The following is a 26,366-nucleotide window of genomic DNA, read 5'->3' as shown; positions in this document are numbered from 1 at the left end:
CCCACGCCCCCCACCACGATGACCTTTGGTGGGGGGCGTGGGTCTGCTCGCTGGCCTTCTCCCGAGTCACGTCCCGGCAGTACATGAGGGCTGAGAAGACGCAGGAGATCATCGACGCGGCGGGGCTGGTGATGGCGTCCGGCGCCCTCGGCATCGTGGCCGCGGTTTCGCGATCCTTTTCGTACGCAAGCCGACCCGGATGCAGGGGGAGCGGGCGGCCCTCGGCGTGTATCCGCTGGGCGCCCGGGGGTAGCGGGACGCGCCCGCTGAACCATGCTATTCGGCCTCCGTGGTGACGCTTTTGAGCCATTCGGCGCTGAACGCGGTAACTGGAAGCACCCGTCCCCGTGCACCCACGCACGGGGGCGCGGCCGACGGGAGACGCCGATGAGCCTGCTGGAACTGATCGCCGCCGCCGACGAACGGGGGCTCGCTGCGAGCGCGGTCGCCTGCCTCGACCGTTGCCTGCCGCAGCCCGCCGAGGGCTCCGACCCGGATCCGCTGCGCCCGCTCCGGGCCGGCTGCGCGGACGGCTCCGGATGGCCGGACCGCCTCGCGGAGGTCCGTGCCGCACTGGAGGAGCTTCTCGAAGCCACGGACGGTACGTCCGCCCTGTCGCGCAAGCTGCTCGATGCCGCGCCCCGTGACTTCTCCGCCGCTCCGTTGCGGGCATGGGCCGACACCTGTTCGCTCGCCGCGCTGGAGATCCACTGCCGGTTCGATGCCCCGGGCGTGGACGAGTCCGAGTCCGAGGACCGCACCGAGCTGCTGAACCGCTGCCGCACCGAGGGTCCGGAAGGCACCGGACCGCTTCTCGCCGGTGAACTGCGCCGCCAGATCCAGATCCTGGAGACCCTCGCGGAGACCACGGGCACGGCGGGCAGTGGTGCCGCCCTGCGCCGGGTGTTCGACCTGTCGACCGAGGGCCGCCGGGTACTGCGCGCGGTGGTGTCGCGTCAGGCCCGTGGCAGGGCGTGACGCGAGAGGCTCCGCACAAGAGTCCGCACACACACGGCAGGAGAGGCCCGAGGCAGGGACGAGTCGAGCCGGTCGTTGGACTCCGTGGCGTTCACGTCGCCCCATGCGTTGGACGAACCGAACAGGTCACCCGCCTCGGAGCCGCCGGGCGTGCCCGCGCCGTTCTCGTCCAATTCGGGTTGTTCGGGCCGGACTTACGCGGATTAAGTCAAGCTCGCTGCTTGCCATTTCGACCATCCTCAGCGGCTTGCTCGATCAGGGCGGGCCCGTGCCGGAACTCGGCGTCCGTCATTCCCGCAGTCGCACGATCAGCTCTCGCACGAGTCCTCGAGGTAAGCGCGCGCCAGCGTACTGGCGCGCGTGAACCAGTCGGCGAGTACGGCGATCTCGTCCGGTGCGTATTCCGCGAGGAGCTTCGCGAGGCGCGCGTAGTACGGCCCGTAGACGGTCTGGACACGCTCGGCTGCGGCCGGGACGGCGGCGACGCGCACCCGGCGCCGGTCGGCGGGGTCCGGTTGCCGGGTCACGAACCCGCCGCGCTCCAGGCGGTTGAGGATGCCGGTCACCGCCCCTGTCGTGACGTGCGCGCGCTCGGCCAGGTCGCCGGCGGTGACCGGGGCGTTCCCGGCCTCAAGGACATATGTGAAGCAGATGAGGTCCGTGACGCTCAGCCCCAGGTTCCGGGCGAACTCCTGCTGGCCGACGATGCTCGTCGCGATGAGGTCATCCATCGCGCTGAGCGCGTCCGAGGCGGAGGCGGTGGGGCGGGGCTTGCCCTCCATTGAAATTCCCTTAGTACGTAAGATAAATTCCTCACTTGCTAAGTCATCATAGGTCCGCGACGGCGTGGCCACGGCATGCCGTGTCACGGCCCGGCGGGCGTGAGGAGGCAGGCACGTGAGCGGACATCAGCACGACGAGGGCCACACCATCGCTGGATGGGCCGGTTCCGCCGTCGCGACAGCCGGGGTCGCGGTCATGGGCGTGGGCATCTGTGGCTGGCGCCCCGGGATCTGGTTGGGGCTCGGCGTCATGGCGTCGGCGGCGCTGGTCACCTGGGGCCTGCACCTTGCGGGCTGGGGCAAACCGCCCGGCCCGCGGCCTGTCGACCAGTGGGGCCTCGTGGTCCGGGACCGCGCCGCGCGTGAGGGGCACTCGGGCTGCCTCGGGTGTCGACTGGCCGGACGGAACGGCGTTCCGGTACGCGCGGGCGCAGCGCCCGCGCCGGCCATCACCGCTTCTCGTACGGGTTCTCCGGCTGACCTGTGATCCTGACGGATGCCGCGTCGAGCACCGGGCGTGCCTGGTCGGAGCTCGGCTCGCCTGCCAGGTGCCAGGTCCCGGCGGTCCTGATCCGGCCCGGCGCGATGGCGCAGCGGGCCTGGCCGATACGGCGCCGGCGCTCCAGTCGGCCGGGAGAGAAGCTGCCCGTACGGACCTTGGGGGTGGTCGGGTCCAGGTCGCCGGCCTGTGTGGTGGCCAAGATCTTCGCTACACCACATGGCGGGCCGCCGAGCGCAGAGGAGCGGGGCGGGCCGGAGCCGTCGAAAGGAAGCGGGACCCGGACCGGGAGCGGCGGAAGCAAGGACAGGACCGTCGGCGGCTGAATCGCCGCGGCGCCGGACGGGTCGTCATCAACGGCCGGACCCTTGGGCCGTACCGGACAGGAAAATCCTGAGGATGAATGAGAGCTGCGGAAGAACGAGGACGACCGGGGCCGCCACCCCCCACAGGAGAGGCCCCGGTCGTCTTCCGCGGGGCCGTAGGACGACCCCGTACTCCTCTCAGCGCCGTCGCTGCGTTTTCTGTCACACCGCACCGGGCCGGGAGAACGTTGCAGCTTGTACAAGCCATGGACGCGACCCCCGCGAAGGACGTAGCGTGCTGAGTCGCGCAGGGTGGCGCGGCAGTGATGACCAGCTGCGATTCAGGACAGCAGGGCAGGTTGAGGGAGTGCTGGGGGACGACGCGGAGCTCACTGCCGCAGTGCTCGCGGCGCAGGACGGGGACGAAGACGCCTTCCGTACTGTGTACCGGGCGGTGCAGCCGCGGCTGCTGGGCTACATACGGACGCTGGTGGGGGAGCCGGACGCCGAGGACGTGGCGTCCGAGTCGTGGCTGCAGATAGCGCGGGACCTCGGCCGGTTCAGCGGCGACGCCGACCGCTTCCGTGGCTGGGCGGCGCGGATAGCCCGTAACCGTGCCCTGGACCATCTGCGGATGCGCGGCAGACGCCCCGCGATCGGCGGCGACGAGTCGGAGCTGTCGGACAGGCCCGCCGAATTCGACACCGCCGACGAGGCGATGGAGGCCCTGGCCACCGGCCGTACGATGTCGCTCATCGCCCAGCTGCCGCAGGACCAGGCCGAGGCCGTGGTGCTGCGGGTGGTCGTCGGCCTGGACGCGAAGAGCGCGGCGCAGACGCTGGGCAAACGGCCGGGAGCGGTACGTACCGCGGCACACCGGGGACTGAAGCGGCTGGCGGAGCTGCTGCGCGCCGATAGCGCGGACAGCGCGGACAGTGTGGACAGCACGGGCGGTGCGGGTGGTGCGGGCGGTGCGGGCGGTGCGGGCAACTCTGGTGGCGCTCCCGGCGGCAGGGACGGCGCGGACGGCGCAGTCCCCGACGGTGACGCGGGCGTCGCCGTGGACCGGGCTCCCGCGGGCGATCCGGCGGATCCGGCGGCCCCCCGCGAGAGTGCGGCAGGTCGGACGGCGGAGCTTGGCGCCGTACCCACTCAGCGCCTCTCCCACAACGGTCTCGCGGCGCCGGCCGGTGTGACGCATTCGCGTCTGTCGACGCAGAAGGACATGTGATGGCCGACGAGTACTACGAATGGCTTGACAAGGACGCGGCGGAGAGATTGCTCCGCGGCGAACCGGCCGGCCCCGTCGGCGGCCACTCGTGTACGGAAGCGGAGATGCTCGCGGCAGCGCTGGACGCCGCAGCACGGGCCGCCCGCCCGGCCACCGGCGAACTGCCGGGCGAGGCCGCTGCGCTGGCCGCCTTCCGCACCGCCACGCACTCCGCGCGCGCGAGGACACAGGCGGCGAACCCACAGGCGAAGGGGTACGCCGAGCAGCCCGTCGAGCAGCCGCGGACCGGCGTACTCGGCCCGGTGCACATTCGGCCCGCCTCCGGCGGCACCGTGCCGAACACTTCGGCCGCGGGCCCCCGCAGTGCCCGTCCGCTGCGCTGGAGCCGGCCCATCCGCTTCGGCCTGGCCGCCTCCTTCGCGGGCTGCGCGATCGGCGGGGTGGCCGTGGCCGCGGGTACCGGGATGCTCCCCGGACCGTTCGGCGGGCACGCCCCCGCACCGGCCACGTCCGTCTCGGTCGCGGCGACCCCCGACGAGCTCGGCTCGGGGTCCGGCGCCGACGCGAGCCCGCCGCCCGTTTCCCCGGAGACGGAGCCCTCCGTACCCCCGGCGAATCCCTCCGCCCCCACGGACGGCCGGGACAACGGCAGAACAGGCAAGGGCGGGAGCGGCGAGGACAACCGGAAGTCCGACGGCGCCGGAAGCGGGTCCTCGACCGGCACCGAGAGCGGTAAGACGCCCAAGGGCTCCGGAGGCGACGCCTCCGGCGAGTGGTACGCCAAGACGCTCAAGGCCTGCCGCGACTACCGCAACGGCAAGCTGGACGACGACAGTCGGCGGAAGCTCGAAGCGCTGGCGAAGGGCGCCCGCAATCTGGACCGGTTCTGCGACCGGGTGGCCGTCAGAGCCGCGAAGGGCCAGAACGGCCAGGGCAACCAGGGCAACGGCAACCAGGGCAACGGCAACGACGACGACCAGGGCGACGACGGCGATTCGAACGGGGACGGGGACGGGGTCGAGAGCTCCCGCACGCTCCCGCCGATCTGGCTCAGCACCACCCCGCCGTCGCCTTCGCCGTCGCTGTTGCCTTCTCCGTCGGTCTCGAAATCGGCCGCGAACTCGGCCTCGCGCTCGACCACGAAATCGGCCATGAACTCGGCCGCGAACTCGGCCTCGCGCTCGACCACGAAATCGGCCGCGAACTCGGCCTCGCACTCGACCACGAAATCGGCCACGCACTCGGCCACGAACTCGGCCTCGAACTCGGCCTCGCACTCGACCACGAAATCGGCCACGCACTCGGCCACGAACTCGGCCTCGGTCGTCCCGTCGGCGGTGGCCCGGGCGGCCGGCGCGGCCACGCGCCAACTCCGCTGAGAGCCGGACGCGCCGGTCCCTTTCACGCCGTCCACCGGGTGCGACGTCCAGGTGCGACATCAGGGTGTGACGTTTTTCGAGGCCGTGACGCAGTACTGAATGAGCCGACTGGTCATCGGCAGCGCACAGAGCCGGGGTTCCCCCCGTACCTGCGGCTCAGCGCAATGGCGCGGGCGGGACACGTTCCCCCGGTCCCGCCCGCGCCCCTTTTCTCTCCGGCCGGGCCCCCGCCCTACCCGTAGACGACGACCTTGTCGCCCGTCCTCACCTGGGCGAAGAGCGAGGCGATCTTTCCCTCGTCCCGGACGTTGACGCAGCCGTGCGAGGCGCCGCTGTAGCCGCGGGCCGCGAAGTCCGCCGAGTAGTGCACCGCCTGACCGCCGCTGAAGAACATCGCGTACGGCATGGCCGTGTGATAGATCGTCGACACGTGGTGCCGTGACTTCCAGTAGACGGAGAAGGTGCCCTCGCGGGTCGGCGTGTACTGGGAGCCGAAGCGGACGTCCATCGACGAGACGACACGGCCGTCGATCATCCATGACAGCGTCCGGCTGTTCTTGCTTATGCAGAGCACCCGGCCCGTCATGCAGCGCTTGTCCGGCTTGGCGACGGGCACGGTGGTCGGCGGGTTCAGCTCGGCGGCCGTCGGCTCGTGCGTCATGCCGAGCAGCTTCTGCCAGGTGACGGTGTCCGTCCTGCCCGTGGTGGAGAGGCCGCGCTTGCCCTGGAAGGACCGGACGGCGGCAGCCGTGAGGGTGCCGTAGTAGCCGGTGGGGGAGCGGTCGAAGTGGCCGATCTGCCGCAGTCGGGCCTGCAGCTCCCGAACCTGCTTGCCCTGGGAACCGCTCGCCATCAACGTCGTGCCCTGCGGGTCCGGCTTCGGTGCGGGCGTGGCGGGGGGCTTCGAGGACGGCGACGGTGACGACGCGTCCGGCGAGGGCGACCGGCCGGCGGGCTTGGCGTCGTCGGTCGCCGTGGCCCGGGGTGGTACCGACGGTGCGCCGTCGGCGGGCTGGGCCTTGCAGCCGGCGGCCATGGCGGTCACGGCGAGAACGGCGAGCGCCGCCGTGGCCGCGTGCCGCGCCCGGCCCCGCACCTTGCCCGGCGTCCCACCGGAGGCGCTGTCCACCACTGCCGCGGCCCCACCAGGCTTCCTGCCCGGTGCCTTGCCCGGTGCCCTGCCTCGTGACGCGCTTCCGCTGATGCTGCGTACCATCTCGGCCCCCTGCTTCTCCGGGTTTCTCCGGTGTCCCATTGGACGGATTCCCGCTCTGCCCGGTTGCCAAAGCCCGCGCATGATGGTGGAGAGCGGCGGCGCGGGCCGTCGGGAAGGGCTGTGAGCAAGGTCCCAGCCGGTGACTCTCCACCGGTCTCGTGCCCGCCGCTACAGTCCGTCGCGGGAATCCTTGGTTACCAACAAGTAGCTTTACGAGCAGCTTCAGCGGGAGGCACAGCAGATGACGCGCGAGTCGGAGTCGGGACTGCCCATCGAGCCGGTGTACGGGCCGGACGCACTCGACGGGTGGAACCCCGACGACAAGCTGGGAGAGCCGGGTGCCTACCCCTTCACGCGCGGTGTCTACCCGACGATGTACACCGGCCGGCCGTGGACGATGCGCCAGTACGCGGGGTTCGGTACGGCCACGGAATCCAACGCCCGCTACAAGCAGCTCATCGCCCACGGCACCTCGGGCCTCTCCGTCGCCTTCGACCTGCCCACCCAGATGGGCCACGACTCCGACGCGGCGATCGCGTCCGGCGAGGTCGGCAAGGTCGGGGTCGCGATCGACTCGATCGACGACATGCGGGTCCTGTTCGACGGGATTCCGCTGGACAAGGTCTCCACGTCCATGACGATCAACGCACCTGCCGCCCTTCTTCTCCTCCTCTACCAGCTGGTCGGCGAGGAGCAGGGCGTCCCGGCCCGGAAGCTCACCGGCACCATTCAGAACGATGTGCTCAAGGAGTACATCGCGCGCGGCACGTACATCTTTCCGCCCAAGCCCTCGCTCCGGCTGATCGCCGACATCTTCAAGTACTGCCGGGCCGAGATCCCGAAGTGGAACACCATCTCGATCTCCGGGTACCACATGGCGGAGGCCGGTGCCTCGCCCGCGCAGGAGATCGCGTTCACCCTTGCCGACGGCATCGAGTACGTCCGTACCGCCGTCGCCGCGGGCATGGACGTCGACGACTTCGCCCCCCGTCTCTCCTTCTTCTTCGTCGCCCGCACGACGATCCTCGAAGAGGTCGCCAAGTTCCGTGCCGCCCGCCGGATCTGGGCGAGGGTGATGAAGGAGGAGTTCGGCGCGAAGAACCCCAAGTCGCTGATGCTGCGCTTCCACACCCAGACCGCGGGCGTCCAGCTCACCGCCCAGCAGCCCGAGGTCAACCTGGTACGTGTCGCCGTCCAGGGCCTGGCCGCGGTCCTCGGCGGTACGCAGTCGCTGCACACCAACTCCTTCGACGAGGCGATCGCCCTCCCGACCGACAAGTCCGCCCGCCTCGCCCTGCGTACCCAGCAGGTCCTGGCGTACGAGACGGACGTCACCGCGACCGTCGACCCGTTCGCCGGTTCGTACGTCGTCGAGAAGATGACGGACGACGTCGAGGCCGCAGCCCTGGAGCTGATGCTCAAGGTCGAGGACATGGGCGGCGCGGTCAGCGCGATCGAGCGCGGCTTCCAGAAGAACGAGATCGAGCGCAGCGCGTACCGCATCGCCCTGGAGACCGACAGCGCCGAGCGTGTGGTGGTCGGCGTCAACCGCTTCCAGCTCGACGAGGAGGAGCCGTACGAGCCGCTGCGCGTCGACCCCGCGATCGAGGCCCAGCAGGCGGCGCGGCTGGCGAAGCTCCGCGCCGAACGCGACCAGGGCGCGGTGGACTCGGCGCTGGTCCAGCTGCGGAAGGCCGCCGAGGGCACGGACAACGTCCTGTACCCGATGAAGGAAGCGCTCAGGGCACGGGCGACGGTGGGCGAGGTGTGCAACGCGCTGCGCGGGGTGTGGGGGACGTATGAGCCGTCGGACGTGTTCTGAGGGGGTGTCGTCCTCGGCTCTCGGCGTCGGCCTGGAGCTCTCCGTGGACCGTCTCCTCGACGGCGACGAGGCCTGAACCGGGGCTTGTTCGAACCCCCCGAACGGAGTGTCGTACCCGCGTGCGACACTCCGTTTCATGCTGGGTGTCACGGATCTTCCGACCTATCTCGCCGGCCTGGTGCTGATCGTTCTGCTGCCGGGGCCGAATTCGCTGTACGTGCTGTCCGTCGCCGCCCGGCGCGGTGTGCGGACCGGCTATGTGGCCGCGGCCGGGGTGTGGACCGGGGACACCGTGCTGATGACGTTGTCCGCGCTGGGGGCGTCGTCCCTGCTGCGGACGACTCCGGTGCTCTTCGCCGTCGTCAAGTTCGCGGGTGCGGGCTATCTGACCTGGCTGGCGATCGGCATGCTGCGGGCCGCGGTGGCCATGTGGCGCGAGCGGCACCGGCGGGTGGCCGAGCTGACCGAGGAGAGCGCCGGACCCGAGGCCGCCGCCGCGATGGAGCGGCCGTTCCGGCGGGCGCTGGTGGTCAGCCTCTTCAACCCGAAGGCGATCCTGTTCCTGATCTCGTTCTTCGTGCAGTTCGTCGACCCCGGCTACGCCTACCCGGCGCTCTCGTTCCTGGTGCTGGGCACCCTGCTGCAGATCGCCAGCTTCCTCTATCTGTCGATGCTGATATTCGGCGGTACGCGGCTGTCCGCCGCGTTCCGCCGCCGCAGGCGGCTGTCGGCGGGGGCCACCTCGGCGGCCGGTCTGCTGTTCCTGGGGTTCGCGGCGAAGCTCTCGCTCAGCAGCGTGTGAGCGCGGCGGGGGCGGACGAGCCGGTCCTGGTGGATGCTGCGGAGTACTGCAGAAAGAGAATCCTTGACCTCCTCCCGGAGATTCTCCGGGCGGCCGACGGAGAGAACTCTGAGCTCTTCCGGGAGGTTTGCTACCTCATTCCTCAGCTGGCCGACTCGTCGGAGGACGTGATCGAGTTTCTCGGCCTTTCGGTCTCGCGATGCGAAGGCGAACTGCGGAGCATGGCCGGTGAGGCTTTGGAAGAAGCCGAGGAAGTGCGGCGCGAAGGGCATATGCCGTAGTCGTACCGCCGCTGCCGCGTCAGTCGTCTCACCCAGGCGCCCCGTCGGCGCGGGCCGGAAGGGGCGGCACGGCCGGCCTTCGGTACCGCCGTGCCCCGCTCACGCGCCCGCACGCAGCGCCGCGTGGAGCCGGGCGCTCTGGGTGGTCATGGCTCGCTTCAGGCGCGGGCCGACCGGCTTTTCCACGTACCGGTGGATCAGCCAGGCGAGGATCAGCAGCGAGCCGACCGCGCCGAGCAGTGTCGGGACCGGGGGCAGGCCCCAGCCGCGGTGCAGGATCCGGATGGCGAACCAGCCGAGATGTTCGTGCACCAGGTAGAACGGGTAGGTGAGGGCGCCGGCGACGGTGAGCCAGCGCCAGTTCGCCCAGCGCAGCCACCCCAGTGCCACTGCGGCGACCGAGAGGAAGGCGGCGGCGACGATCAGCTGGATCACGTACGGGGAGCGATGGAATTCGCCGTTCATTCCCGGGTGCCAGAGCGCGGTGACGGAGTAGCGCTGGCCGAGGAGAAAGCTCATCGCGACGATTCCCCACAGCAGCAGGTTGCTGCCGTACCGGTGGATCAGGTACAGGGCCAGGCCGCCGATGAAGAACGGCGCGTGGTCGCGCATGACCAGTTCGTCCGTCAGCGGGGTCTGGGCGACCCGGGCGAGCACCCCCGCGAACGTCCACAGACAGCAGAAGGTCACCACCCTGCGGTAGGTGACACCACGCCGGACGACGAACAGCGCGAACAGAACATAGAAGCGCAGCTCGACCCAGAGCGTCCAGCACACGCCCAGCACCCGGTCCGCGCCCATGGGCTGCTGCAGCATCGTCAGGTTGAGCAGCAGTTCGTCCGAGCGCAGCGGCTTCACGACGACCGGCAGGACGCACGCGGCCGCCGTCACGAGGATGATCGCGGCCCAGTACGCCGGGTAGAGGCGGGCGACCCTGGACCGGAAGAAGTCGCCCAGCGAGCGCCCCCAGCTGCTCATGCAGATGACGAAGCCGCTGATGACGAAGAAGAACTGCACCCCGAGACAGCCGTAGACGGCCGCCTGGGAGAGGGTCGGGAACATCTGGCCCGGCGACTGCCCCCAGGACTGAGCGACCGGGCCGCCCTTCCCCGCGAAGTGGTACAGGCAGACCATGAGGGCGGCCAGGATGCGCAGTCCGTCCAGAGCCCGCATCCGGCCCGCGCCCGCGCCGGGGCGCGGGTTGTGCGGGGCGGGGGGTGCGGACGGAGCGGGTATTGCGGCAGCCGCAGCGGACCGGGTTGTCGTGGGCGCTTCGGCCACGGGGATGCTCCTCTCCCGGAACAGGCCGGGACGTGTGGAATCACTGGAACCGGCCTGCCCCGGGGCCGCCCGCGCGGACGGCCGGGCCTGCTGCCGTGCCGGGGGCGGCCGGAGGATCGCCGTCATCGGGCGGCGGAGCACGGACGGACCCGCCAACCAACTCGTCCGGCGGCAGGGCGGGTCAGCCCGCCGCCGCCCGTTTCAGGGTGCGGGCCTTGCGGGCGATCCGGCGCACCGTCGCGTTGCGTGGGATGAACGCGAGCTGCTGGGGCACGGCGCCCGGCAGTCCCAGGGCGGTCAGGCGGCGCCGCTTGAAGTAGCGCCAGAGGTTGTCGCGGTGCCCTGTGAGATACCGCTCGGCCTCAGGGCGGAGCGCGGCCTGGATCTGCGGTTGCATGGCGTATCCGACTGCGCTGACCAGGCCGGTCGGCTCGCCCCGGACTTCTTCGGCGGAGGGAAGCGACCAGTCGGTGACGGCGGACGCGTCCTCCAGGTCGGGCAGCAGCGCATCGACGATGGTCAGCGGGATGCGGTTGCTGTTCTGGTACGGGGTGAGCTGTCCCAGCAGGGTGTCCGTGCCGGCGCGGGCCACCGGGAGCCCGTAGAACGAGGCGGCGGTCAGCAGCGCGGTGGAGAAGCAGCCGACGACCAGGGCCGGCCGCATGGTTCCGAACAGCGTCTCGGCGAGAACGGGGCTGTCCAGGACGGTCAGGTCGGCACCGAGCCGCTCCGCCTCCAGCTCCAGCAGCCGGGCCCAGTGGGCCGGTGCGCTGGGGTGCGGTTTGAAGACGACCCGGGTATGGCCGAGGGCGACGGCGCCGCGCAGCATCCGCGCGTGCAGCTCCTCCTCCTGCTGGGGCGTCAGGATGCCCAGCGTGGAGAGGTACTGGCCGAGGAGCAGGGCCGGTGCCGGTCCGGAGGTGTCGAGAGAGGCATCGAGGGCGTCGCCGAGCGCGGCGTCGAGGATCGTCGCCCCGGCCAGTTCGTCCAGCACCTCCAGGAAGACATCGGTCGGTACGACCTCGGACTCGACGCCGAACTCCGTGAGCAGCAGCGGTCGCAGGCCCGGCACCAGGTCCAGGTGGAGCAGTCGGCGGATGCGGGTGCCGAGCCGCTGGTCGAGCTTGCTGCGGGTCGGGCCGTAGCTCATCAGGCCGTCGGCGTAGATGTGCACGGGGCTGTCGCCGAAGATCACGGTGAGGGCCTGGGCGGGGTTGGCCTGGATGGACTCGCAGGCGATCTCGACGGGCCCGTCCCCGAGATGCCACTCGCTGCGCACGGCCCGCTGCCACAGCGAGGCGTCCTGCTCCCGGGGTGACCATCCCGCGGGGTGGAACGGCCGGATGAAGTCGTTCCAGGAGTACACCTCGTCGAATTCGGACTCCAGTTTCTCGAATCCGGGCCTTCGGTGGAGCGGCGTGCCCAGTTCGGGAGACGAGGAGGTGTCGCTCACGACGAGAATGCGACGGTGTTCGGACCGGGGACCGAACTGACCCGCACGCAACGCGGCGACGACCGTCGCGGCGGCGTACTGCGTGCAAGCGGAGAAGATCTGAGTGGCGGACCGGCCGACCGGCGCCGTGTACGTACCGGACATCAGGCCGCGACCTCCCGCGACACGGAGCGGCGGCGTACCCGGCGCAGGCGGTCCGCACGGCGGTCGCCCAGCGAATTCAGCGTGTCCGCGAGAATTTCCTGGGGCATGCGCCGCAGAGAGGCCGCGCTCAGTGTGCGCAATTTCCGTGCCACTGCTGGTTCGAACCTTTCGATGGATTCCAGGTGATGTGCCATGACCGCGCAATAGGTCCGTACGGCCTTCGGCAACAGCCGGTCCGCCTCCGGGTCCTGTGCCGTTTCTTCGAGCACCTGGTCGAAGGCCCGGATGAAGTCGAGTTGTCGCACATCGCCTATCTGGGTGAGCGAGGACGCCACCCCGCGCCGGTAGAAGACCCCTTGCAGCCCGACCACCGCGAAGGACTCGGCCTCACGGTGCAGGCGCCAGATCCAGGGCCGGTCCTCGGCGGTGCGCAGCCCGTCCCGGAAACGGAGCAGCCCCGACTCGACGAGTCGGCGGTGGTAGGCGCCGGCCCAGGCGTACGCGTAGTCCACGGGCGTCGACCGGTCGGCCGGCAGGATCACGTCGCGCGGCCGCATGACGGTGTCGCGCAGGCCGTGCGGGACCTGGTGGACCGTGCGCGTCCGGTCCGTGAACTGCACATGGTCCGTACGGACGAAGTCGCAGCCCAGTTCGGTGATGGCGGCGAGCAGCCGCTCGTAGTAGCCGGGAACCACCCAGTCGTCGCCGTCGAGGAACGTGAGGTATTCGCCCCGCGCCGCGTCGATCCCGGTGTTGCGCGCGGTGGCCAGGCCCCCGTTCGTCTCGTGTCTCACCAGGACGGCACCCGGGATCTCGCGCTCCGCGCGCGCGAGGATCTCCGGCGTCCCGTCGGTCGAGCAGTCGTCGACGAGGATGAATTCGAAATCCTCGCGGGCGTTGGCCCGCAGGCTTCGCAAGGTATCGGGAGCATATGCCTGCACGTTGTAGAACGGCACGATGACGGAGAGCTTAACCACGGGCCACACGCTAGGCGCAGAGCCGTCATTTGCCTTGGCTCAGGAAAGGACGGCAGGTGAACGAAGAATGTCGAAATGATGAACCGGATCGGCAGCCCGTCCCGCGCGGGGTTTTTCTGAGGGTGGTTCGCCGAGCGTCGGCGGGCTGTTAACCAGCTGTTGCCGTCACGTTGGGCCGCGCATCGAAATGCCTTCCTAAGTTCTGGGACGTGCCCCCACGTACCGATAAGACGACCGCCCTCCGGGTAGCCGTACTCGCCGACTCCGACACCCGGTGGAAATGGGGCGCGCTCACCGCGCGCCGCCTGACCACCAGCACGTCCGGAACGCCGGCGCAGCACGTCGAGATCACCGGACTCCTGCTGCGCGGCCGGGCCACCCCGACCCCGCGCCAGCTCGCCGAGGTCGGCGACGTCGGGATCGGCGCCGACCGGGTGCGCGAGGTGACGGCCGTCGAATTCCTGCACACGGTGCGGGACGAGGGGTACGACGTCGTCGTCCTCGCCCTCGTCGGGGGAGCGGTCCAGGCGATGCTGCACGGCCTTGCCGCGCTGCGCCTGCCGGCCAGGCCCGTCGTCGTCACCGGCTATGTCGGCGTCGTCTACGAGAAGCTCGCCGACGGACTCCTGCTGCGGCACGGCGCGGACGTCGTCCTCGCCAATTCCCACCATGACGCCCAGCGCTTCCGCGCGGTGTACGAGGGGGTGGGCGCCGACGCCTCGGCCGTCACGGAGGCCGCGCTGCCGTTCCTCGGCGGGGAGCCGCACCGCCCGCAGGAGGGCCGCGACACGGTCGTCTTCGCCGCCCAGCCCTCCGTACCGGCCTCCCGCGCCGACCGTACGTATCTGCTGCGCAGGCTCGTCGAGCACGCCCGGCTGCACCCGAACCGCGAGGTGCTGCTGAAGCTGCGCTCCAAGCCCGGCGAGCACACCACGCACATCGAGGAACTCCCCTACCAGCGCCTCGCGGAGAGGCTGCCCGGCGGGCTGCCGCCCAACTTCAGCCTGGTGTACGGGCACATGGGCGAGGTCCTGGACCGCACCGACCTGCTGGTCACCGTCTCCTCGACCGCCGCGCTGGAGTCCCTGCACCGGCGCATCCCGACCGCGGTCCTCACCGACCTCGGCGTCCGCGAGACCCTCGGCAACCATCACTTCATCGGCTCCGGCCTGCTCACCTCCTGGGACCACCTGGACGGCGGCCACCGCCCGGAGCCCGACGGCGAGTGGCTGGCCGGCCAGGGCGTTGCCGCCGACGGCACGTACGCCACGGCCTACGACCAGGCCCGCGCACGCGTCGACGCCCTGCTCGCCGCCGCGCGCCTGCCCGACCTCGCCCCGTACTACACACCCGCCACCGCCCCCGGCTACCTCCCCGGCATCCTCGCCCGCCACCACCTGGCCCCCGACGGCCACCCGCTGCCGGGCACGGACCGGCCGCGCGAGACCGGCGGGGTGCGGGGCGCGATGCGCGACGCGGTACGGGAAGCGGCGCGGGGCGCATACCGGCAGGGCGTCCAGCGCGTCGCCCCGGTGATCCGACGGATGGGCGAGCTGTGAACACCACTTCAGGAGCAGAGATGACCCCGACCCCGACCGTGCTCGCCGTGATCCCCGCCCGCGGCGGATCCAAGGGCGTACCGGCCAAGAACCTCGCCCAGGTCGGCGGCGTACCGCTGGTCGCCCGCGCCGTACGCGCCTGCCTCGCCGCCCGTGAGGTCACCGACGTCGTCGTGACAACCGACGACGCGGCCATAGCCGACGCGGCCCGCGCCGCCGGCGACACGCTGGGTGCCCCGGAGCGGGTGCACATCGTCCAGCGCCCGGCGGCCATAGCGGGGGACAAGTCGAGCAGCGAGGACGCGGTGCTGCACGCCCTGGACGCGTACGAGGCGATGCACGACCGGAAGGCCGACGTGGTGCTGCTGGTCCAGTGCACCAGCCCCTTCGTCGTACGCGAGGACATCGACGGCGTCGCCGCCGCGGTCGCCCGCGACGGCGCCGACACGGCGGTCACGGTCGCCCCCTTCCACGGCTTCCTGTGGCGCGACGGCAGCGCACCGGCGGAGGGCAACTACGGCGTCAACCACGACAAGTCCGTCCGGCAGATGCGCCAGGACCGCCCCGAGGACCTGCTGGAGACCGGCACCGCGTACGCCATGAACGCGGCCGGCTTCCGTACCCACCGCCACCGCTTCTTCGGCCACACCGCCCTGGTGCGCACCGACGCCGCCCGGGTCCTGGAGGTCGACGACCCGCACGACCTGGCCCGCGCCCGCGCCCTCGCCCCGCTCCTGGACCCCTCCCCGCTGCCCACCCTCGACGACGTCGACGCGGTCGTCCTCGACTTCGACGGCACGCAGACCGACGACCGGGTCCTCATCGACGCCGACGGACGCGAGATCGTCGCCGTCCACCGCGGCGACGGCCTGGGCATCGCGGCCCTGCGCAAGGCCGGAATGCCGCTGCTGATCCTCTCCACGGAACAGAACCCGGTCGTCGCGGCCCGCGCCCACAAGCTCCGCATCCCCGTCCTGCACGGCATCGACCGCAAGGATCTGGCGCTCAAGCAGTGGTGCGACGAACAGTCCATCGCTCCCGAACGCGTCCTCTACGTGGGCAACGACGTCAACGACCTGCCGTGCTTCGCACTCGCCGGCTGGCCGGTCGCGGTCGCGAGCGCCCACGACTCGGTACGGGCGGCGGCGCGCGCGGTCACGACGACCCCCGGTGGTTTCGGCGCCATCCGCGAGATCGCGGCCTGGCTGCTCGGCCCCACCCTCACGACCACGACTCCCACCCGCTCACCCGAGTGACCCGGGCCCCCAAGCCCCGGGCAACCCTCAAGTCCCCCAAGTCCCGCACATCCAGCAAGTCCCGCACGTCCCCCGAGTAAGGAAACAGGTCTCATGAGCACCTCCCGTCTGCGCACCCTCGGCACCCGCACCGCCGGCCCCGGCCACCCCGTCTACGTCACCGGCGAGATCGGCATCAACCACAACGGTGACCTCGACAACGCCCTCGCGCTGATCGACGTGGCGGCCGAAGCCGGCTGCGACGCCGTCAAGTTCCAGAAGCGCACCCCGGAGATCTGCACCCCGCGCGACCAGTGGGACATCGAGCGCGACACCCCCTGGGGCCGGATGACGTACATCGACTACCGCCACCGCGTCGAGTTCGGCGAGGCCGAGTACCGGGCCATCTCCGAGCACTGCGCCGAGCGCGGCATCGACTGGTTCGCCTCCCCGTGGGACACCGAGGCCGTCGCCTTCCTGGAGAAGTTCGACGTCCCCGCGCACAAGGTGGCCTCGGCCTCCCTCACCGACGACGAACTCCTGCGCGCCCTGCGCGCCACCGGCCGCACGGTCATCCTCTCCACCGGCATGTCGACCCCGCGCCAGATCCGCCACGCGGTGGAGGTGCTGGGATCGGACAACATCCTTCTCTGCCACGCCACTTCGACGTACCCGGCCAAGGCCGAGGAGCTCAACCTGCGGGTCATCAACACCCTCCAGCAGGAGTACCCCAACGTCCCGATCGGCTACAGCGGCCACGAGACCGGCCTCCAGACGACCCTCGCCGCCGTCGCCCTCGGCGCAGCGTTCGTCGAGCGCCACATCACCCTCGACCGCGCCATGTGGGGCTCCGACCAGGCCGCCTCCGTCGAGCCCCAGGGCCTCACCCGACTTGTCCGCGACATCCGCACCATCGAGGCCTCGCTCGGCGACGGCATCAAGAAGGTGTACGAGTCCGAGCTCGGCCCGATGAAGAAGCTCCGCCGGGTCGCGGGCGTCGTCGCCGAGAACGCCGAGAGCACCGAGGCGGCCCCGGCCGCCGAGCCGGTCGCGGTCTGACGGGCCGACCGGTGAACCTCGCCTTCGTCGAGAGCCCGGTCCAGCTCCTGAACGTCCTGGAGTGGGCCTACACAGAGGGAGGCGACGACCACGTCTTCACCGACATAACGGTCGTCGTCCTCCCCCCGGTCGACCCGATGTCGCGCGGCCAGCTGCGCCGGATGGCGGAGCTGGCCCGCGACGAGGGCGTCAACGTCCGCTGGCAGGAGGCGCGCGGCGGCGCGGGCGCGCCCCTGAAGACCCTGCGCTCACTGACCGGACTTCTGCGCAGGGCGGAGCGTGTCGTCATCGGCGACCCGTTCTCCCGCTACGTCCAACTGCTGCTCACCCTGGTCCGTGCCCGCCGCCTCACCGTGGTCGACGACGGCACGGCCACGATGGAGTTCGTCGCCCAACTGGCGCGCGGCGAGCGTCTGGTGCGCTGGCACCGCAAGGGCAGCTCGGGCCCGCGCGAACTCGTCCTGGCCCCGGTCACGGCCCGCGCCCGCAGCCGCTTCACCCCGTCCGCGACCCGTACGGTCGAGGTGTTCACGGCCATGCCGGTCGAGGCTCCGCCCGGCGTCACCGTCACGCCCAACACCTTCGCCTGGACCCGGGCCCGCTTCGGCCCGCCGCTGCTGACCAAGGGCGCGGACCTGGTCGGCACCTCGCTCGTCGAGACGGGCGTGGTCGACCAGGCCCAGTACCTGGAGGCCGTCGCGGGTCTGGCGCGCACCCACCACGCCACCCGCTACTTCGCCCACCGCCGCGAATCCGCCGACAAGCTCCACGCCCTGGAGGCCGCCACCGGCCTGGAGATCGTCCGCCCCGACCTCCCCCTGGAACTCATCGCCCGCCGCGGCCCCATCGGCCGCACGGTCCTGAGCTTCCCCTCCACGGTCGTGCACACCCTGCCCCTGGCCCTGGCCGGCACGGACGTCAAGGTCGCCGTCTGCGACATCGCCCCGCAGTGGCTCCGCGACACGGCATCCCCCCGGGCCCAGAGCTTCCTGGCCGGCGTCACGGAAACGGCCCGCGACGTGCAACGGCTGGCGCCCTGGCGGGCGACGGCGGTGACGGAGGCGTGAGGGCAGCGTGACCGGGCCCGCCGCCCGAGGGCGGTGGGAGCGGCGCGGGCCGGTGCCGTCGGACGTGCATGACCTGCACGTCGTGCGATCCCGAGGCGTGCGCCGATGGCGGCCGACTCCTGCCTGTCGGGGGAGTGGCGGTCGATGCCGATGTCGATGCCGGTACGCAAGCCTTGGCGGGGCGTCATGGATCACCCTGACCCGTAAGTGGCATACACCCAGGGTTTGTTGGGGGAAGGCCCCGATAGCGGGCAGGGTCGGCCGGGCGCGAGCATCGACGCATGACAGCGATGCGGATGGCGACGGAGCGACAAGGTGGGACGGCCGGCACGGCCGGGGTGACGGTCGCAACGGCCCTCCTCGCGGGACCTGCCCTGATGGCGGGGTACGGGGCGGTGCGGCTGGTCGGGCGGGCCGTCGGCGATTACGGGCCCGGGGTGTGGTGGACGGCGGCGCATCTGCTGTTCCTGGCCGGGGTGCTCACGTTCGTGCCGGTGTTCCCGGGGCTGCGGAGACTCGCCGGGGAGCGCGGGGGCAAGCGGGTCGCCGCCGGGGCGGCCGCCTGGGCCGGGCTGCTCGGAACGGCGGCGGTGGCCGTCCAGGCGGGGATCGATCTGGTCGTCGGGTTCGTCGCGGCGGACGAGGACGCCATGGGGGAGCTGTTCGGGAGGGTGCAGGCCGTACCCGGGGTGATGCCGCTCGTCTACACGGTGGTGCCCCTGCTGTTCTGGGTCGGGCTGCTGGGTCTCGTCACCCTGCTCGCGTTCCTCCGCCGGGACGTGGTGCCGGGGTGGGCCCCGCTGCTGGTGCTGGCCGCGACCGTACTGATGGCGGCCAGCCTGGATCTGCTGCCGGTCGGAGGGTTGTGCCTCGGGCTCGCGCTGCTGCCGATGCGCCGGGGGGCGCCCGGGGGCGACGGGGCCGAGCAGGCCGGCGGGGCCGGTGACGGCCCGGCGGACGAGAGTCGGGGAACGGTCGTGGGGTAGCCCGGAGGCTCGGTGCCCCAGGCTGGACGGAGCCGTGCCGGGCAGCGGGGCGGCGGGGACGGGACGTGAGGGCGACCGGGGCGCGTGGCGGGTGGCGCTGTCTCCCGTCGCGCACCGAGGAGCAAAATGGGCGAGTTTACCCACCTCGCTGTCACCTCACACGCGACGACCCAGTCATTTATTCGTCTATGTGGCTGAACTTTTCTTGTTTCATGGTCAGTTGACGGGGGATGGGCCTTACCCTTCACCAGGTGAACCAGTTGATGTCCCGCGATTCCGATGCCCAGCTGCCCGGGGGCGAGGTGCTGTCCGGCACCCTGCCCGAGGCCTTGCGTGCCGAATTGATCGCCTTCCGGCGTGACTTGCACATGCACCCCGAGCTGGGCAACCAGGAGTTCCGTACCACCGCGGCCATCAAGGCCCGGCTGGAGAAGGCGGGGCTGGCGCCTCGGGTGCTGGACACGGGGACCGGGCTCGTCTGTGACGTGGGCGGGAGGGACGGCGACCCGCGGCCCGTGCTCGCCCTGCGCGCGGACATCGACGCCCTGCCCATCCCGGACACCAAGGCCGGCGTCCCGTACCGCTCCACCGTCCCCGACCGGGCGCATGCCTGCGGGCACGACATCCACACCACCGCGGTCCTCGGCGCCGGACTCGTGCTTGCCGAACTCGACCGGCAGGGCCTGCTGCCGCGGCCGGTGCGGCTGATCTTCCAGCCGGCCGAGGAGGTGCTGCCCGGCGGGGCGCCCGACACGATCGCGTCCGGGGCGCTGGAGGGGGTCGGGCGGATCATCGGGGTGCACTGCGACCCGAAGGTCGACGTGGGGCGGATCGGGCTGCGGGTCGGGGCGATCACCTCGGCCTGCGACCGGCTGGAGGTCGGTCTCGACGGCCCCGGCGGGCACACCGCCCGGCCGCATCTGACCACCGACCTCGTCACCGCCGCCGCCAAGGTCGCCGCCGAGGTGCCCGCGCTGCTGGCCCGCCGGGTCGACGCACGGGCCGGGCTCGCCGTCACCTGGGGCCGGCTGGAGGCCGGGCACGCCTGCAACGTGATTCCGCAGCACGCCGAGCTCTCCGGCACCGTGCGCTGCCTGGACCTGACTGCCTGGCGGGAGGCGCCCGACCTGGTGCACGCGGCGATCGACGAGGTGGCCGGGATGTACGGCGCCAAGACGGTGATCAACTACGTCCGGGGCGTCCCGCCCGTCGTGAACGACGCCACGGTGATCGATCTGCTCGCGAGGGCGATGACCGCACGCCGCGGTTCGTCCGCGATCGAGGACACCGAACAGAGCCTCGGCGGCGAGGACTTCTCCTGGTACCTGGAACACGTCCCGGGAGCCATGGCCCGGCTCGGGGTCCGCACCCCCGGCGACACCGCCCGGCTCGACCTGCATCGTGGTGATTTCGACGCCGACGAGGAGGCGATCACGGTGGCGGTGGAGCTCTTCACCGCCTCCGCGTTGCTGGATGGCAACCATCCGTAACCGAACAGGTCACCCCTGGTTCGCGACGATCCGATAACAGCTTCCGTACAGGTCTTTATCTGACATCTACGCGCGTTACGATCGCCGCGAAACCAGCGCCGGAAGAGGCGCTTCGGTCAGGTTTGAAGGAGCCTTCCCTTGCGCCGGATCACCCGGATTGCCACCGTGGGCCTTGCGTCCGCGGCGCTTGCGCTCAGTGCCACCGCCTGTGGCGGTAAGTCCTCGTCGGATGCTGGTTCCGACTCCAAGGAAGCCAAGGCCGCCCTCGCGTACGACATCGGGGGCCGCGGCGACCAGTCGTTCAACGACGCCGCCTATGAAGGACTCGCCAAGGCCGAGAAGGAACTCGGCTTCAAGGGCACCGAGGCCGAACCGTCCGACGGCGAGTCGGACGCCGACAAGGTGCAGCGTCTCACCACGCTGGCCCGCGCCGGCAACAACCCGGTGATCGGCGTCGGGTTCGCGTACGCGCCCGCCATCAAGAAGGTCGCGCCGAAGTTCCCGAAGATCACCTTCGGCATCATCGACGACGCCTCGGTGACCGGCAAGAACATCGCCAACCTGGTCTTCAACGAGGAGCAGGGCTCGTACCTCGCCGGCGTCGCCGCCGCCAAGGTCACCAAGACGAAGACGGTCGGCTTCATCGGCGGCGTGGAGACCCCGCTGATCAAGAAGTTCCAGGCCGGCTTCGAGCAGGGCGTCAAGGACACCGACCCGTCGGTGAAGGTCCTGTCGCAGTACCTGACCCAGCCGCCGAACTTCGACGGCTTCTCCAAGCCCGACCTCGGCAAGGCCGCCGCCCAGGGGCAGCTCGACAAGAAGGCCGATGTCGTCTACGCCGCGGCCGGTCTCGCCGGCTCGGGCTCGATCGAGGCCACGGCCAAGGCGGGCAAGTGGGCCATCGGCGTCGACTCCGACCAGTACAGCCAGAAGGGTCTGGCGGCCTACAAGGCGCAGATCCTGACCTCGGTCACCAAGGACGTCTCGGGTTCCGTCCTCAACCTGATCAAGTCGGTCAAGGACGGCAAGCCGCAGACCGGTGAGATCCGCTACGGCCTGGACAAGGACGGCGTCGGCCTGGCCGGCTCCAACCCGGCCTTCACCAAGATGACCGAGGTCACCGCCGCTGTCGACAAGGCGAAGAAGGCCATCGTCGACGGCACGGTCACGGTCAAGACCACCCCGTAACAGCAACTGCCGTACGGCTGGTTTCCCCGGGCCCGGAGCGCGCAGTCCTGCCGCTCCGGGCTCACGGGGTGTTCATCGAAGAAGTTCCGCCCGTCGCAGCGTCCTGGTGCCCCTCCCGGCAACAGCCGCACAGGCCCAGGACCGAGTCTTTCGCGATGTTGTGTGTGCTGCCTTACGTTTCGGCGGCGCTACGCGTGTAGACGGCCCTCCGGCGCGATAGCTTCACCCCGCCCCTGCCCCTTTGCCCCGCTCCTGTCCGGCCAAGGAGAGTGCGTCATCAACGCGTCCACCAGCCCCCCCGCCGTAGAACTGCACGGCATCACCAAGCGTTTCCCCGGCGTCGTCGCCAACCACGACATCGACATCACCATCCGTAAGGGCACGGTTCATGCCCTCGTCGGTGAGAACGGCGCCGGCAAGTCCACCCTGATGAAGATCCTGTACGGCATGCAGAAGCCGGACGAGGGCACCATCACGGTCGACGGGGCCGAGGTGGCGTTCGGCAGCCCGGCCGACGCCATCGCGCGCGGCATCGGCATGGTGCACCAGCACTTCATGCTCGCCGACAACTTCACCGTCCTGGAGAACGTGGTTCTCGGTGGCGAGAAACTGCACGGCATCGGCTCCGCCGCACGCAAGAAGATCATGGAGATCTCGGACGCGTACGGTCTGGGGGTCCGGCCCGACGCGCTCGTCGAGGACCTCGGCGTCGCCGACCGGCAGCGCGTGGAGATCCTCAAGGTCCTCTACCGGGGCGCCCGCATCCTGATCCTGGACGAGCCGACGGCCGTGCTCGTTCCGCAGGAGGTCGACGCGCTCTTCGACAACCTGCGCGAGCTCAAGGCAGAGGGCCTGACCGTCATCTTCATCTCCCACAAGCTGGGCGAGGTGCTGTCGGTCGCCGACGACATCACGGTGATCCGCCGCGGTACGACGGTCGGCACCGCCGACCCGGCGACCACCACGACCAAGCAGCTCGCCGAGCTGATGGTCGGCAGCGAACTGCCCTCGCCGGAGACCCGGGAATCCACGGTGACGGACGTTCCGATGCTCCGTGTCGAGAAGCTCTCGCTCGGCGTCACCGACCCGGACGGCGTGGTGCGTGACGTCCTGGCCGGCATCGACTTCACCATCCACAAGGGTGAGGTGCTGGGCATCGCCGGGGTCGAGGGCAACGGCCAGACCGAGTTGATCGAGGCGCTGATCGGCATGCGGGACCCCGACAGCGGGGCGATCACCCTCGACGGCGACGACATATCGCACGCCCCCACACGCGAGCGTCGCGAGAGCGGTATCGGATACATCCCCGAGGACCGGCACCGGCACGGTGTGCTGCTGGAGGCCTCGCTCTGGGAGAACCGGATCCTCGGCCACGTCACGGAGAAGCCCAACAGCCGGGGCTGGCTGCTGGACATCAAGGCGGCCCGCGCCGACACCGAACGGATCGTGCGCGAGTACGACGTCCGCACCCCGGGCATCGAGGTCACCGCGGCCTCCCTCTCCGGCGGCAACCAGCAGAAGCTGATCGTCGGCCGGGAGATGAGCCACGCGCCGAAACTGCTGATCGCCGCGCACCCCACCCGCGGAGTGGACGTCGGCGCACAGGCGCAGATCTGGGACCAGATCCGGGAGGCGCGCCGCGAGGGCCTCGCCGTCCTGCTCATCTCGGCGGACCTGGACGAGCTGATCGGGCTCTCCGACACCCTGCGTGTCATGTACCGCGGCCGGCTGGTCGCCGACGCCGACCCCGGCACCATCACCCCGGAGGAACTGGGCTCGGCCATGACCGGCGCCGCCACCGGTCATCTCGAGGCAGCACCGGAGGACGAGGCCTGATGAAGAAATTCGACAAGGACCGGCTGATCCTGGGCTTCGCCGGCCCCGTTCTCGCCCTGGTCGTCGCCTTCGCGCTCACCACCGTGGTGCTGCTCGCCTCGGGCAAGAACCCGTTCGAGCCGTACAGTCTGATGTTCGACTCGGCGACGTACGCCGACGTACAGGTACTGATCATCAACCAGGCCGGTACGTACTACCTCGCCGCTCTCGCGGTCGCCATCGGCTTCCGCATGAACCTCTTCAACATCGGTGTCGACGGCCAGTACCGGCTCGCCGCGATGATGGCCGCGCTGGTCGGCGCGAGCGTCCACCTGCCGGGGCCGCTGCAGATCGCGCTGATCGTGATCGTCGCGATGCTGGTCGGCGCCTTGTGGGCGGGCATAGCCGGGTTCCTCAAGACCACCCGCGGGGTGAGCGAGGTCGTCTCGACGATCATGCTCAACTCCATCGCGACCGCACTGATCGCCTGGCTGATCCTGCCGAAGAACTTCGGCGAGCAGCCCGCCGGCTCCAACAACCTGACCACCGGCGACATCCCGGAGTCCGGCTGGTTCCCCGGTCTGTCCATGGGCGCCGAGGCGGGGGAGATCTACGGGTTCACCTTCGTCGCGGCCGCCTGCGGTGTCGTCTACTGGTTCGTCCTGAACCGCACCCGCTTCGGCTTCGACCTGCGGGCCACGGGCGAGAGCGAGAGCGCCGCCCAGGCCTCCGGAGTGGACGCCAAGAAGATGGTGCTCACCTCGATGCTGATCTCCGGAGCCGTCGCCGGCCTCGCCGGCATGCCGACGCTCCTCGGAGACACGCACACGTACAGCCTCGACTTCCCGACCGGAATCGGCTTCACCGGCATTACCATCGCCCTGCTCGGCCGGAACAACCCGATAGGCATCGCGTTCAGCGCGCTGCTGATCGCCTTCCTGGACAAGACGTCCGCCTCTCTCGACCAGTTCGGGTACGAGAAGGAGATCGCCACGATCATGCAGGGCCTGATCGTGATCTCGGTCGTCGTCAGTTACGAACTCGTCCGCCGTTACGGAACCCGCCGCCAGCAGCAGAAGGTCGGCGAGGAGCTCGCCGCCGGTCATGCCCTCACGACCGAGAAGGAGGCCGCACTGTGAGCGCCAGCAAAGTCGCCGCCGCAAGCGTCGCCCCCAAGAAGGGCGGCGGTCGCCGCAAGCTCACCCTGCCCGTCGTACTGCTGATCATCGCGGGCGGGCTCGCCCTGATCTCGCTGGTCCGCCTGATCAGTGGCGCCAACGACGTGACCTCCGTGGGCCAGGTCGCCGGTGCCCTCGAACTGGCCGTCCCGATCGGGCTGGCCGGGCTCGGCGGTCTGTGGGCCGAGCGCGCGGGTGTCGTCAACATCGGCCTCGAAGGCATGATGATCCTGGGTACCTGGTTCGGCGCCTGGGCCGGGTTCCAGTGGGGCCCCTGGGTGGGTGTCCTGTTCGGCATCCTCGGCGGCGCCCTCGGCGGACTGCTGCACGCGATCATCACCGTCACCTTCGGGGTGAACCACATCGTCTCCGGTGTGGCCATCAACATCCTTGCCGCCGGGCTCACCCGCTACCTCTCCAACTTCGCCTTCGACGGCGTCGAGGGAGGTTCCTCCAAGCAGTCCCCACGGATCGAGGCGATCGACCGGATCACCATTCCGGGCCTGTCGGACTGGCTGATCGATCTCCAGCAGAAACACTGGTTCCTCGTCTCCGACATCGCCGGAGTCGTCGGTGGTCTGATCACCAACCTGTCCTGGCTGACCGTGGTCGCACTGCTGCTGATCCCCGGCACCTGGTGGGTGCTGTGGCGCACCTCGTTCGGGCTGCGGCTGCGCTCCTGCGGCGAGAGCCCGGTGGCCGCCGAATCGCTCGGTGTCAACGTGTACAAGTACAAGTACATCGCCGTCGTGGTGTCCGGCGGCATGGCCGGACTCGCGGGTGCCTTCCTGGCGATCGTCTCCACCGGCATCTACCAGGAGAGCCAGACCGGCGGCCGCGGTTACATCGGTCTCGCCGCGATGATCTTCGGCAACTGGATGCCTGGCGGTATGGCGCTGGGCGCCGGCCTCTTCGGCTTCACCGACAGCCTCAAGCTGCGCGGCGGCGCCGAGAACGTACACGCGATGCTGCTGCTGCTGGCGATCCTGCTGGTGGTCGTGGTGCTCTGGAAGCTGTACCAGAAGAAGTACGTGGCCGCGGTGATCTCGGCAGCCGTCTCCGCGCTGCTCTTCACCTGGTACGCGCTGACGGACCAGGTGCCGAGTCAGTTCGTCGACGCGGCCCCGTACGTCACGACGCTGCTCGTGCTGGCGCTCTCCGCGCAACGGCTGCGCATGCCGAAGGCGGACGGCCTCGTCTACCGCAAGGGCCAGGGCAAGTGACGGCGGGCGCGGAGGTCGACTGGGCGGCGCTGCGGAGCGCCGCACGGTCCGCCATGACGCGTGCGTACGTCCCCTACTCGCACTACCCGGTCGGCGCGGCGGCCCGCGTCGACGACGGGCGTACGGTGTCCGGCTGCAACGTCGAGAACGCCTCGTACGGCATCGGGCTGTGCGCCGAGTGCGGCCTGGTCTCCCAGCTCCACGCCACCGGCGGCGGCCGGCTGACCCACTTCACCTGCGTGGACGGGGCGGGCGAGATCCTGGTGCCGTGCGGCAGGTGCAGGCAGCTGCTGTACGAGTTCGGCGGGCCGGAGCTGGTCCTGGAGACGCCGGACGGGCTGCGCACGCTCGACGAGATGCTGCCGCAGGCGTTCGGACCGGACCATCTGAAGCCGGACCATCTGAAGTAGGCGGCA

Annotated in this window: 25 protein-coding genes; 19 read left to right on the top strand and 6 right to left on the bottom strand. The window is 70.6% G+C overall.

All coding sequences use genetic code 11. The features are described from left to right. Together ACFU8Q_RS09940 and ACFU8Q_RS09935 are read left to right on the top strand one after the other, a co-directional pair. On the top strand, positions 1–296 hold a 296-nt coding region (locus tag ACFU8Q_RS09940), incomplete at its 5' end, for a DUF4328 domain-containing protein (protein ID WP_384450447.1). 91 nt (positions 297–387) lie between these two features. Further along, positions 388–978 carry a hypothetical protein gene (locus tag ACFU8Q_RS09935; RefSeq protein ID WP_384450445.1) on the top strand — a complete coding sequence of 197 codons (591 nt, stop codon included), beginning with the start codon at positions 388–390 and terminating at the stop codon, positions 976–978. Between the two features lie 308 nt (positions 979–1,286). On the opposite strand, the gene ACFU8Q_RS09930 is transcribed toward ACFU8Q_RS09935, so the two are convergent. Next, entirely contained in the window at positions 1,287–1,760 is a 474-nt protein-coding gene (locus ACFU8Q_RS09930) for a MarR family winged helix-turn-helix transcriptional regulator (protein WP_384450442.1), read from the bottom strand. A 115-nt stretch (positions 1,761–1,875) separates the two neighbouring features. Here ACFU8Q_RS09930 and ACFU8Q_RS09925 point away from each other — a divergent pair, with 115 nt between their 5' ends. Beyond that, positions 1,876–2,247 carry an HGxxPAAW family protein gene (locus ACFU8Q_RS09925; protein WP_384450439.1) on the top strand — a complete coding sequence of 124 codons (372 nt, stop codon included), beginning with the start codon at positions 1,876–1,878 and terminating at the stop codon, positions 2,245–2,247. On the opposite strand, the gene ACFU8Q_RS09920 is transcribed toward ACFU8Q_RS09925, so the two are convergent. Then, positions 2,210–2,461 carry a hypothetical protein gene (locus tag ACFU8Q_RS09920; RefSeq protein WP_384450436.1) on the bottom strand — a complete coding sequence of 84 codons (252 nt, stop codon included), beginning with the start codon at positions 2,459–2,461 and terminating at the stop codon, positions 2,210–2,212. The two genes, ACFU8Q_RS09925 and ACFU8Q_RS09920, sit on opposite strands and share 38 nt — an antisense overlap. A 470-nt stretch (positions 2,462–2,931) precedes the next feature. On the opposite strand from ACFU8Q_RS09920, the gene ACFU8Q_RS09915 reads away from it, so the two are divergent. Both ACFU8Q_RS09915 and ACFU8Q_RS09910 read left to right on the top strand, forming a co-directional pair. Beyond that, positions 2,932–3,795, top strand: a complete 864-nt coding sequence (locus ACFU8Q_RS09915; protein WP_384450433.1) for an RNA polymerase sigma factor — start codon at positions 2,932–2,934, stop codon at positions 3,793–3,795. Beyond that, a complete protein-coding gene (locus tag ACFU8Q_RS09910) occupies positions 3,795–5,174 on the top strand; it encodes a hypothetical protein (protein WP_384450430.1) in 1,380 nt (459 codons plus the stop codon). Before ACFU8Q_RS09915 ends, ACFU8Q_RS09910 begins: the two co-directional genes overlap by 1 nt. 232 nt (positions 5,175–5,406) lie before the next feature. Here ACFU8Q_RS09910 and ACFU8Q_RS09905 read toward each other — a convergent pair whose 3' ends face one another. Next, positions 5,407–6,306, bottom strand: coding sequence for a L,D-transpeptidase family protein (locus ACFU8Q_RS09905; RefSeq protein WP_384450427.1), 900 nt, complete (start codon positions 6,304–6,306; stop codon positions 5,407–5,409). Between the two features lie 325 nt (positions 6,307–6,631). On the opposite strand from ACFU8Q_RS09905, the gene ACFU8Q_RS09900 reads away from it, so the two are divergent. The 3 genes from ACFU8Q_RS09900 to ACFU8Q_RS09890 all read left to right on the top strand — a co-directional run bounded on the left by ACFU8Q_RS09900 (position 6,632) and on the right by ACFU8Q_RS09890 (position 9,295). Then, on the top strand, positions 6,632–8,212 hold the full coding sequence (locus tag ACFU8Q_RS09900; protein ID WP_384450424.1) for a methylmalonyl-CoA mutase: 1,581 nt from the start codon (positions 6,632–6,634) through the stop codon (positions 8,210–8,212). Positions 8,213–8,348: 136 nt separating this feature from the next. Then, positions 8,349–9,014, top strand: coding sequence for a leucine efflux protein LeuE (gene leuE / locus ACFU8Q_RS09895; RefSeq protein WP_384450421.1), 666 nt, complete (start codon positions 8,349–8,351; stop codon positions 9,012–9,014). Further along, on the top strand, positions 9,011–9,295 hold the full coding sequence (locus ACFU8Q_RS09890; protein WP_384450418.1) for a hypothetical protein: 285 nt from the start codon (positions 9,011–9,013) through the stop codon (positions 9,293–9,295). The genes leuE and ACFU8Q_RS09890 overlap by 4 nt, the downstream gene beginning before the upstream one ends. A 99-nt stretch (positions 9,296–9,394) precedes the next feature. On the opposite strand, the gene ACFU8Q_RS09885 is transcribed toward ACFU8Q_RS09890, so the two are convergent. From ACFU8Q_RS09885 to ACFU8Q_RS09875, 3 genes are all read right to left on the bottom strand, one after another. Then, on the bottom strand, positions 9,395–10,468 hold the full coding sequence (locus tag ACFU8Q_RS09885) for an acyltransferase family protein (RefSeq protein ID WP_384450457.1): 1,074 nt from the start codon (positions 10,466–10,468) through the stop codon (positions 9,395–9,397). Between the two features lie 289 nt (positions 10,469–10,757). After that, positions 10,758–12,173 (bottom strand): polysialyltransferase family glycosyltransferase, encoded by a 1,416-nt coding sequence (locus ACFU8Q_RS09880; protein ID WP_384450415.1) that lies wholly within the window; start codon positions 12,171–12,173, stop codon positions 10,758–10,760. Beyond that, positions 12,173–13,150, bottom strand: coding sequence for a glycosyltransferase family 2 protein (locus ACFU8Q_RS09875; protein WP_384450412.1), 978 nt, complete (start codon positions 13,148–13,150; stop codon positions 12,173–12,175). The genes ACFU8Q_RS09880 and ACFU8Q_RS09875 overlap by 1 nt, the downstream gene beginning before the upstream one ends. Before the next feature lie 209 nt (positions 13,151–13,359). Here ACFU8Q_RS09875 and ACFU8Q_RS09870 point away from each other — a divergent pair, with 209 nt between their 5' ends. From ACFU8Q_RS09870 to ACFU8Q_RS09820, 11 genes are all read left to right on the top strand, one after another. Continuing rightward, positions 13,360–14,709, top strand: coding sequence for a DUF6716 putative glycosyltransferase (locus ACFU8Q_RS09870; RefSeq protein ID WP_384450410.1), 1,350 nt, complete (start codon positions 13,360–13,362; stop codon positions 14,707–14,709). A gap of 20 nt (positions 14,710–14,729) precedes the next feature. Then, positions 14,730–15,965 carry a cytidylyltransferase domain-containing protein gene (locus ACFU8Q_RS09865; RefSeq protein WP_384450407.1) on the top strand — a complete coding sequence of 412 codons (1,236 nt, stop codon included), beginning with the start codon at positions 14,730–14,732 and terminating at the stop codon, positions 15,963–15,965. A 93-nt stretch (positions 15,966–16,058) separates the two neighbouring features. Further along, positions 16,059–17,003 carry an N-acetylneuraminate synthase family protein gene (locus ACFU8Q_RS09860; RefSeq protein WP_384450405.1) on the top strand — a complete coding sequence of 315 codons (945 nt, stop codon included), beginning with the start codon at positions 16,059–16,061 and terminating at the stop codon, positions 17,001–17,003. A gap of 11 nt (positions 17,004–17,014) precedes the next feature. Further along, entirely contained in the window at positions 17,015–18,070 is a 1,056-nt protein-coding gene (locus tag ACFU8Q_RS09855) for a hypothetical protein (RefSeq protein ID WP_384450402.1), read from the top strand. Positions 18,071–18,351: 281 nt separating this feature from the next. Then, a complete protein-coding gene (locus ACFU8Q_RS09850; protein WP_384450400.1) occupies positions 18,352–19,056 on the top strand; it encodes a hypothetical protein in 705 nt (234 codons plus the stop codon). Between the two features lie 263 nt (positions 19,057–19,319). Then, positions 19,320–20,546 (top strand): amidohydrolase, encoded by a 1,227-nt coding sequence (locus ACFU8Q_RS09845; RefSeq protein ID WP_384450453.1) that lies wholly within the window; start codon positions 19,320–19,322, stop codon positions 20,544–20,546. A 138-nt stretch (positions 20,547–20,684) separates the two neighbouring features. Then, on the top strand, positions 20,685–21,734 hold the full coding sequence (locus ACFU8Q_RS09840; RefSeq protein WP_384450397.1) for a BMP family protein: 1,050 nt from the start codon (positions 20,685–20,687) through the stop codon (positions 21,732–21,734). 252 nt (positions 21,735–21,986) lie between these two features. Then, positions 21,987–23,570, top strand: coding sequence for an ABC transporter ATP-binding protein (locus ACFU8Q_RS09835; protein ID WP_384450450.1), 1,584 nt, complete (start codon positions 21,987–21,989; stop codon positions 23,568–23,570). Further along, positions 23,570–24,688, top strand: a complete 1,119-nt coding sequence (locus ACFU8Q_RS09830; RefSeq protein WP_384450394.1) for an ABC transporter permease — start codon at positions 23,570–23,572, stop codon at positions 24,686–24,688. Before ACFU8Q_RS09835 ends, ACFU8Q_RS09830 begins: the two co-directional genes overlap by 1 nt. Next, positions 24,685–25,950 (top strand): ABC transporter permease, encoded by a 1,266-nt coding sequence (locus tag ACFU8Q_RS09825; protein ID WP_384450392.1) that lies wholly within the window; start codon positions 24,685–24,687, stop codon positions 25,948–25,950. The genes ACFU8Q_RS09830 and ACFU8Q_RS09825 overlap by 4 nt, the downstream gene beginning before the upstream one ends. Beyond that, positions 25,947–26,360 (top strand): cytidine deaminase, encoded by a 414-nt coding sequence (locus ACFU8Q_RS09820; RefSeq protein ID WP_384450389.1) that lies wholly within the window; start codon positions 25,947–25,949, stop codon positions 26,358–26,360. The genes ACFU8Q_RS09825 and ACFU8Q_RS09820 overlap by 4 nt, the downstream gene beginning before the upstream one ends. The last annotated feature ends 6 nt before the right edge of the window (positions 26,361–26,366 follow it).

Source organism: Streptomyces sp. NPDC057543, from assembly GCF_042801895.1.
Lineage (GTDB): Bacteria > Actinomycetota > Actinomycetes > Streptomycetales > Streptomycetaceae > Streptomyces.
This window is presented reverse-complemented; position numbering and strand designations above follow the sequence as displayed.

Bases quoted from the DNA above. Each gene is read 5' to 3' on its own strand.
- ACFU8Q_RS09910 (WP_384450430.1), top strand. From the start codon at position 3,795: ATGGCCGACGAGTACTACGAATGGCTTGACAAGGACGCGGCGGAGAGA.
- ACFU8Q_RS09930 (WP_384450442.1), bottom strand. From the start codon at position 1,760: ATGGAGGGCAAGCCCCGCCCCACCGCCTCCGCCTCGGACGCGCTCAGC.
- ACFU8Q_RS09885 (WP_384450457.1), bottom strand. From the start codon at position 10,468: ATGCGGGCTCTGGACGGACTGCGCATCCTGGCCGCCCTCATGGTCTGC.
- ACFU8Q_RS09830 (WP_384450394.1), top strand. From the start codon at position 23,570: ATGAAGAAATTCGACAAGGACCGGCTGATCCTGGGCTTCGCCGGCCCC.
- ACFU8Q_RS09935 (WP_384450445.1), top strand. From the start codon at position 388: ATGAGCCTGCTGGAACTGATCGCCGCCGCCGACGAACGGGGGCTCGCT.
- ACFU8Q_RS09850 (WP_384450400.1), top strand. From the start codon at position 18,352: ATGACAGCGATGCGGATGGCGACGGAGCGACAAGGTGGGACGGCCGGC.
- ACFU8Q_RS09900 (WP_384450424.1), top strand. From the start codon at position 6,632: ATGACGCGCGAGTCGGAGTCGGGACTGCCCATCGAGCCGGTGTACGGG.
- ACFU8Q_RS09880 (WP_384450415.1), bottom strand. From the start codon at position 12,173: ATGTCCGGTACGTACACGGCGCCGGTCGGCCGGTCCGCCACTCAGATC.
- leuE (WP_384450421.1), top strand. From the start codon at position 8,349: ATGCTGGGTGTCACGGATCTTCCGACCTATCTCGCCGGCCTGGTGCTG.
- ACFU8Q_RS09860 (WP_384450405.1), top strand. From the start codon at position 16,059: ATGAGCACCTCCCGTCTGCGCACCCTCGGCACCCGCACCGCCGGCCCC.
- ACFU8Q_RS09845 (WP_384450453.1), top strand. From the start codon at position 19,320: ATGTCCCGCGATTCCGATGCCCAGCTGCCCGGGGGCGAGGTGCTGTCC.
- ACFU8Q_RS09865 (WP_384450407.1), top strand. From the start codon at position 14,730: ATGACCCCGACCCCGACCGTGCTCGCCGTGATCCCCGCCCGCGGCGGA.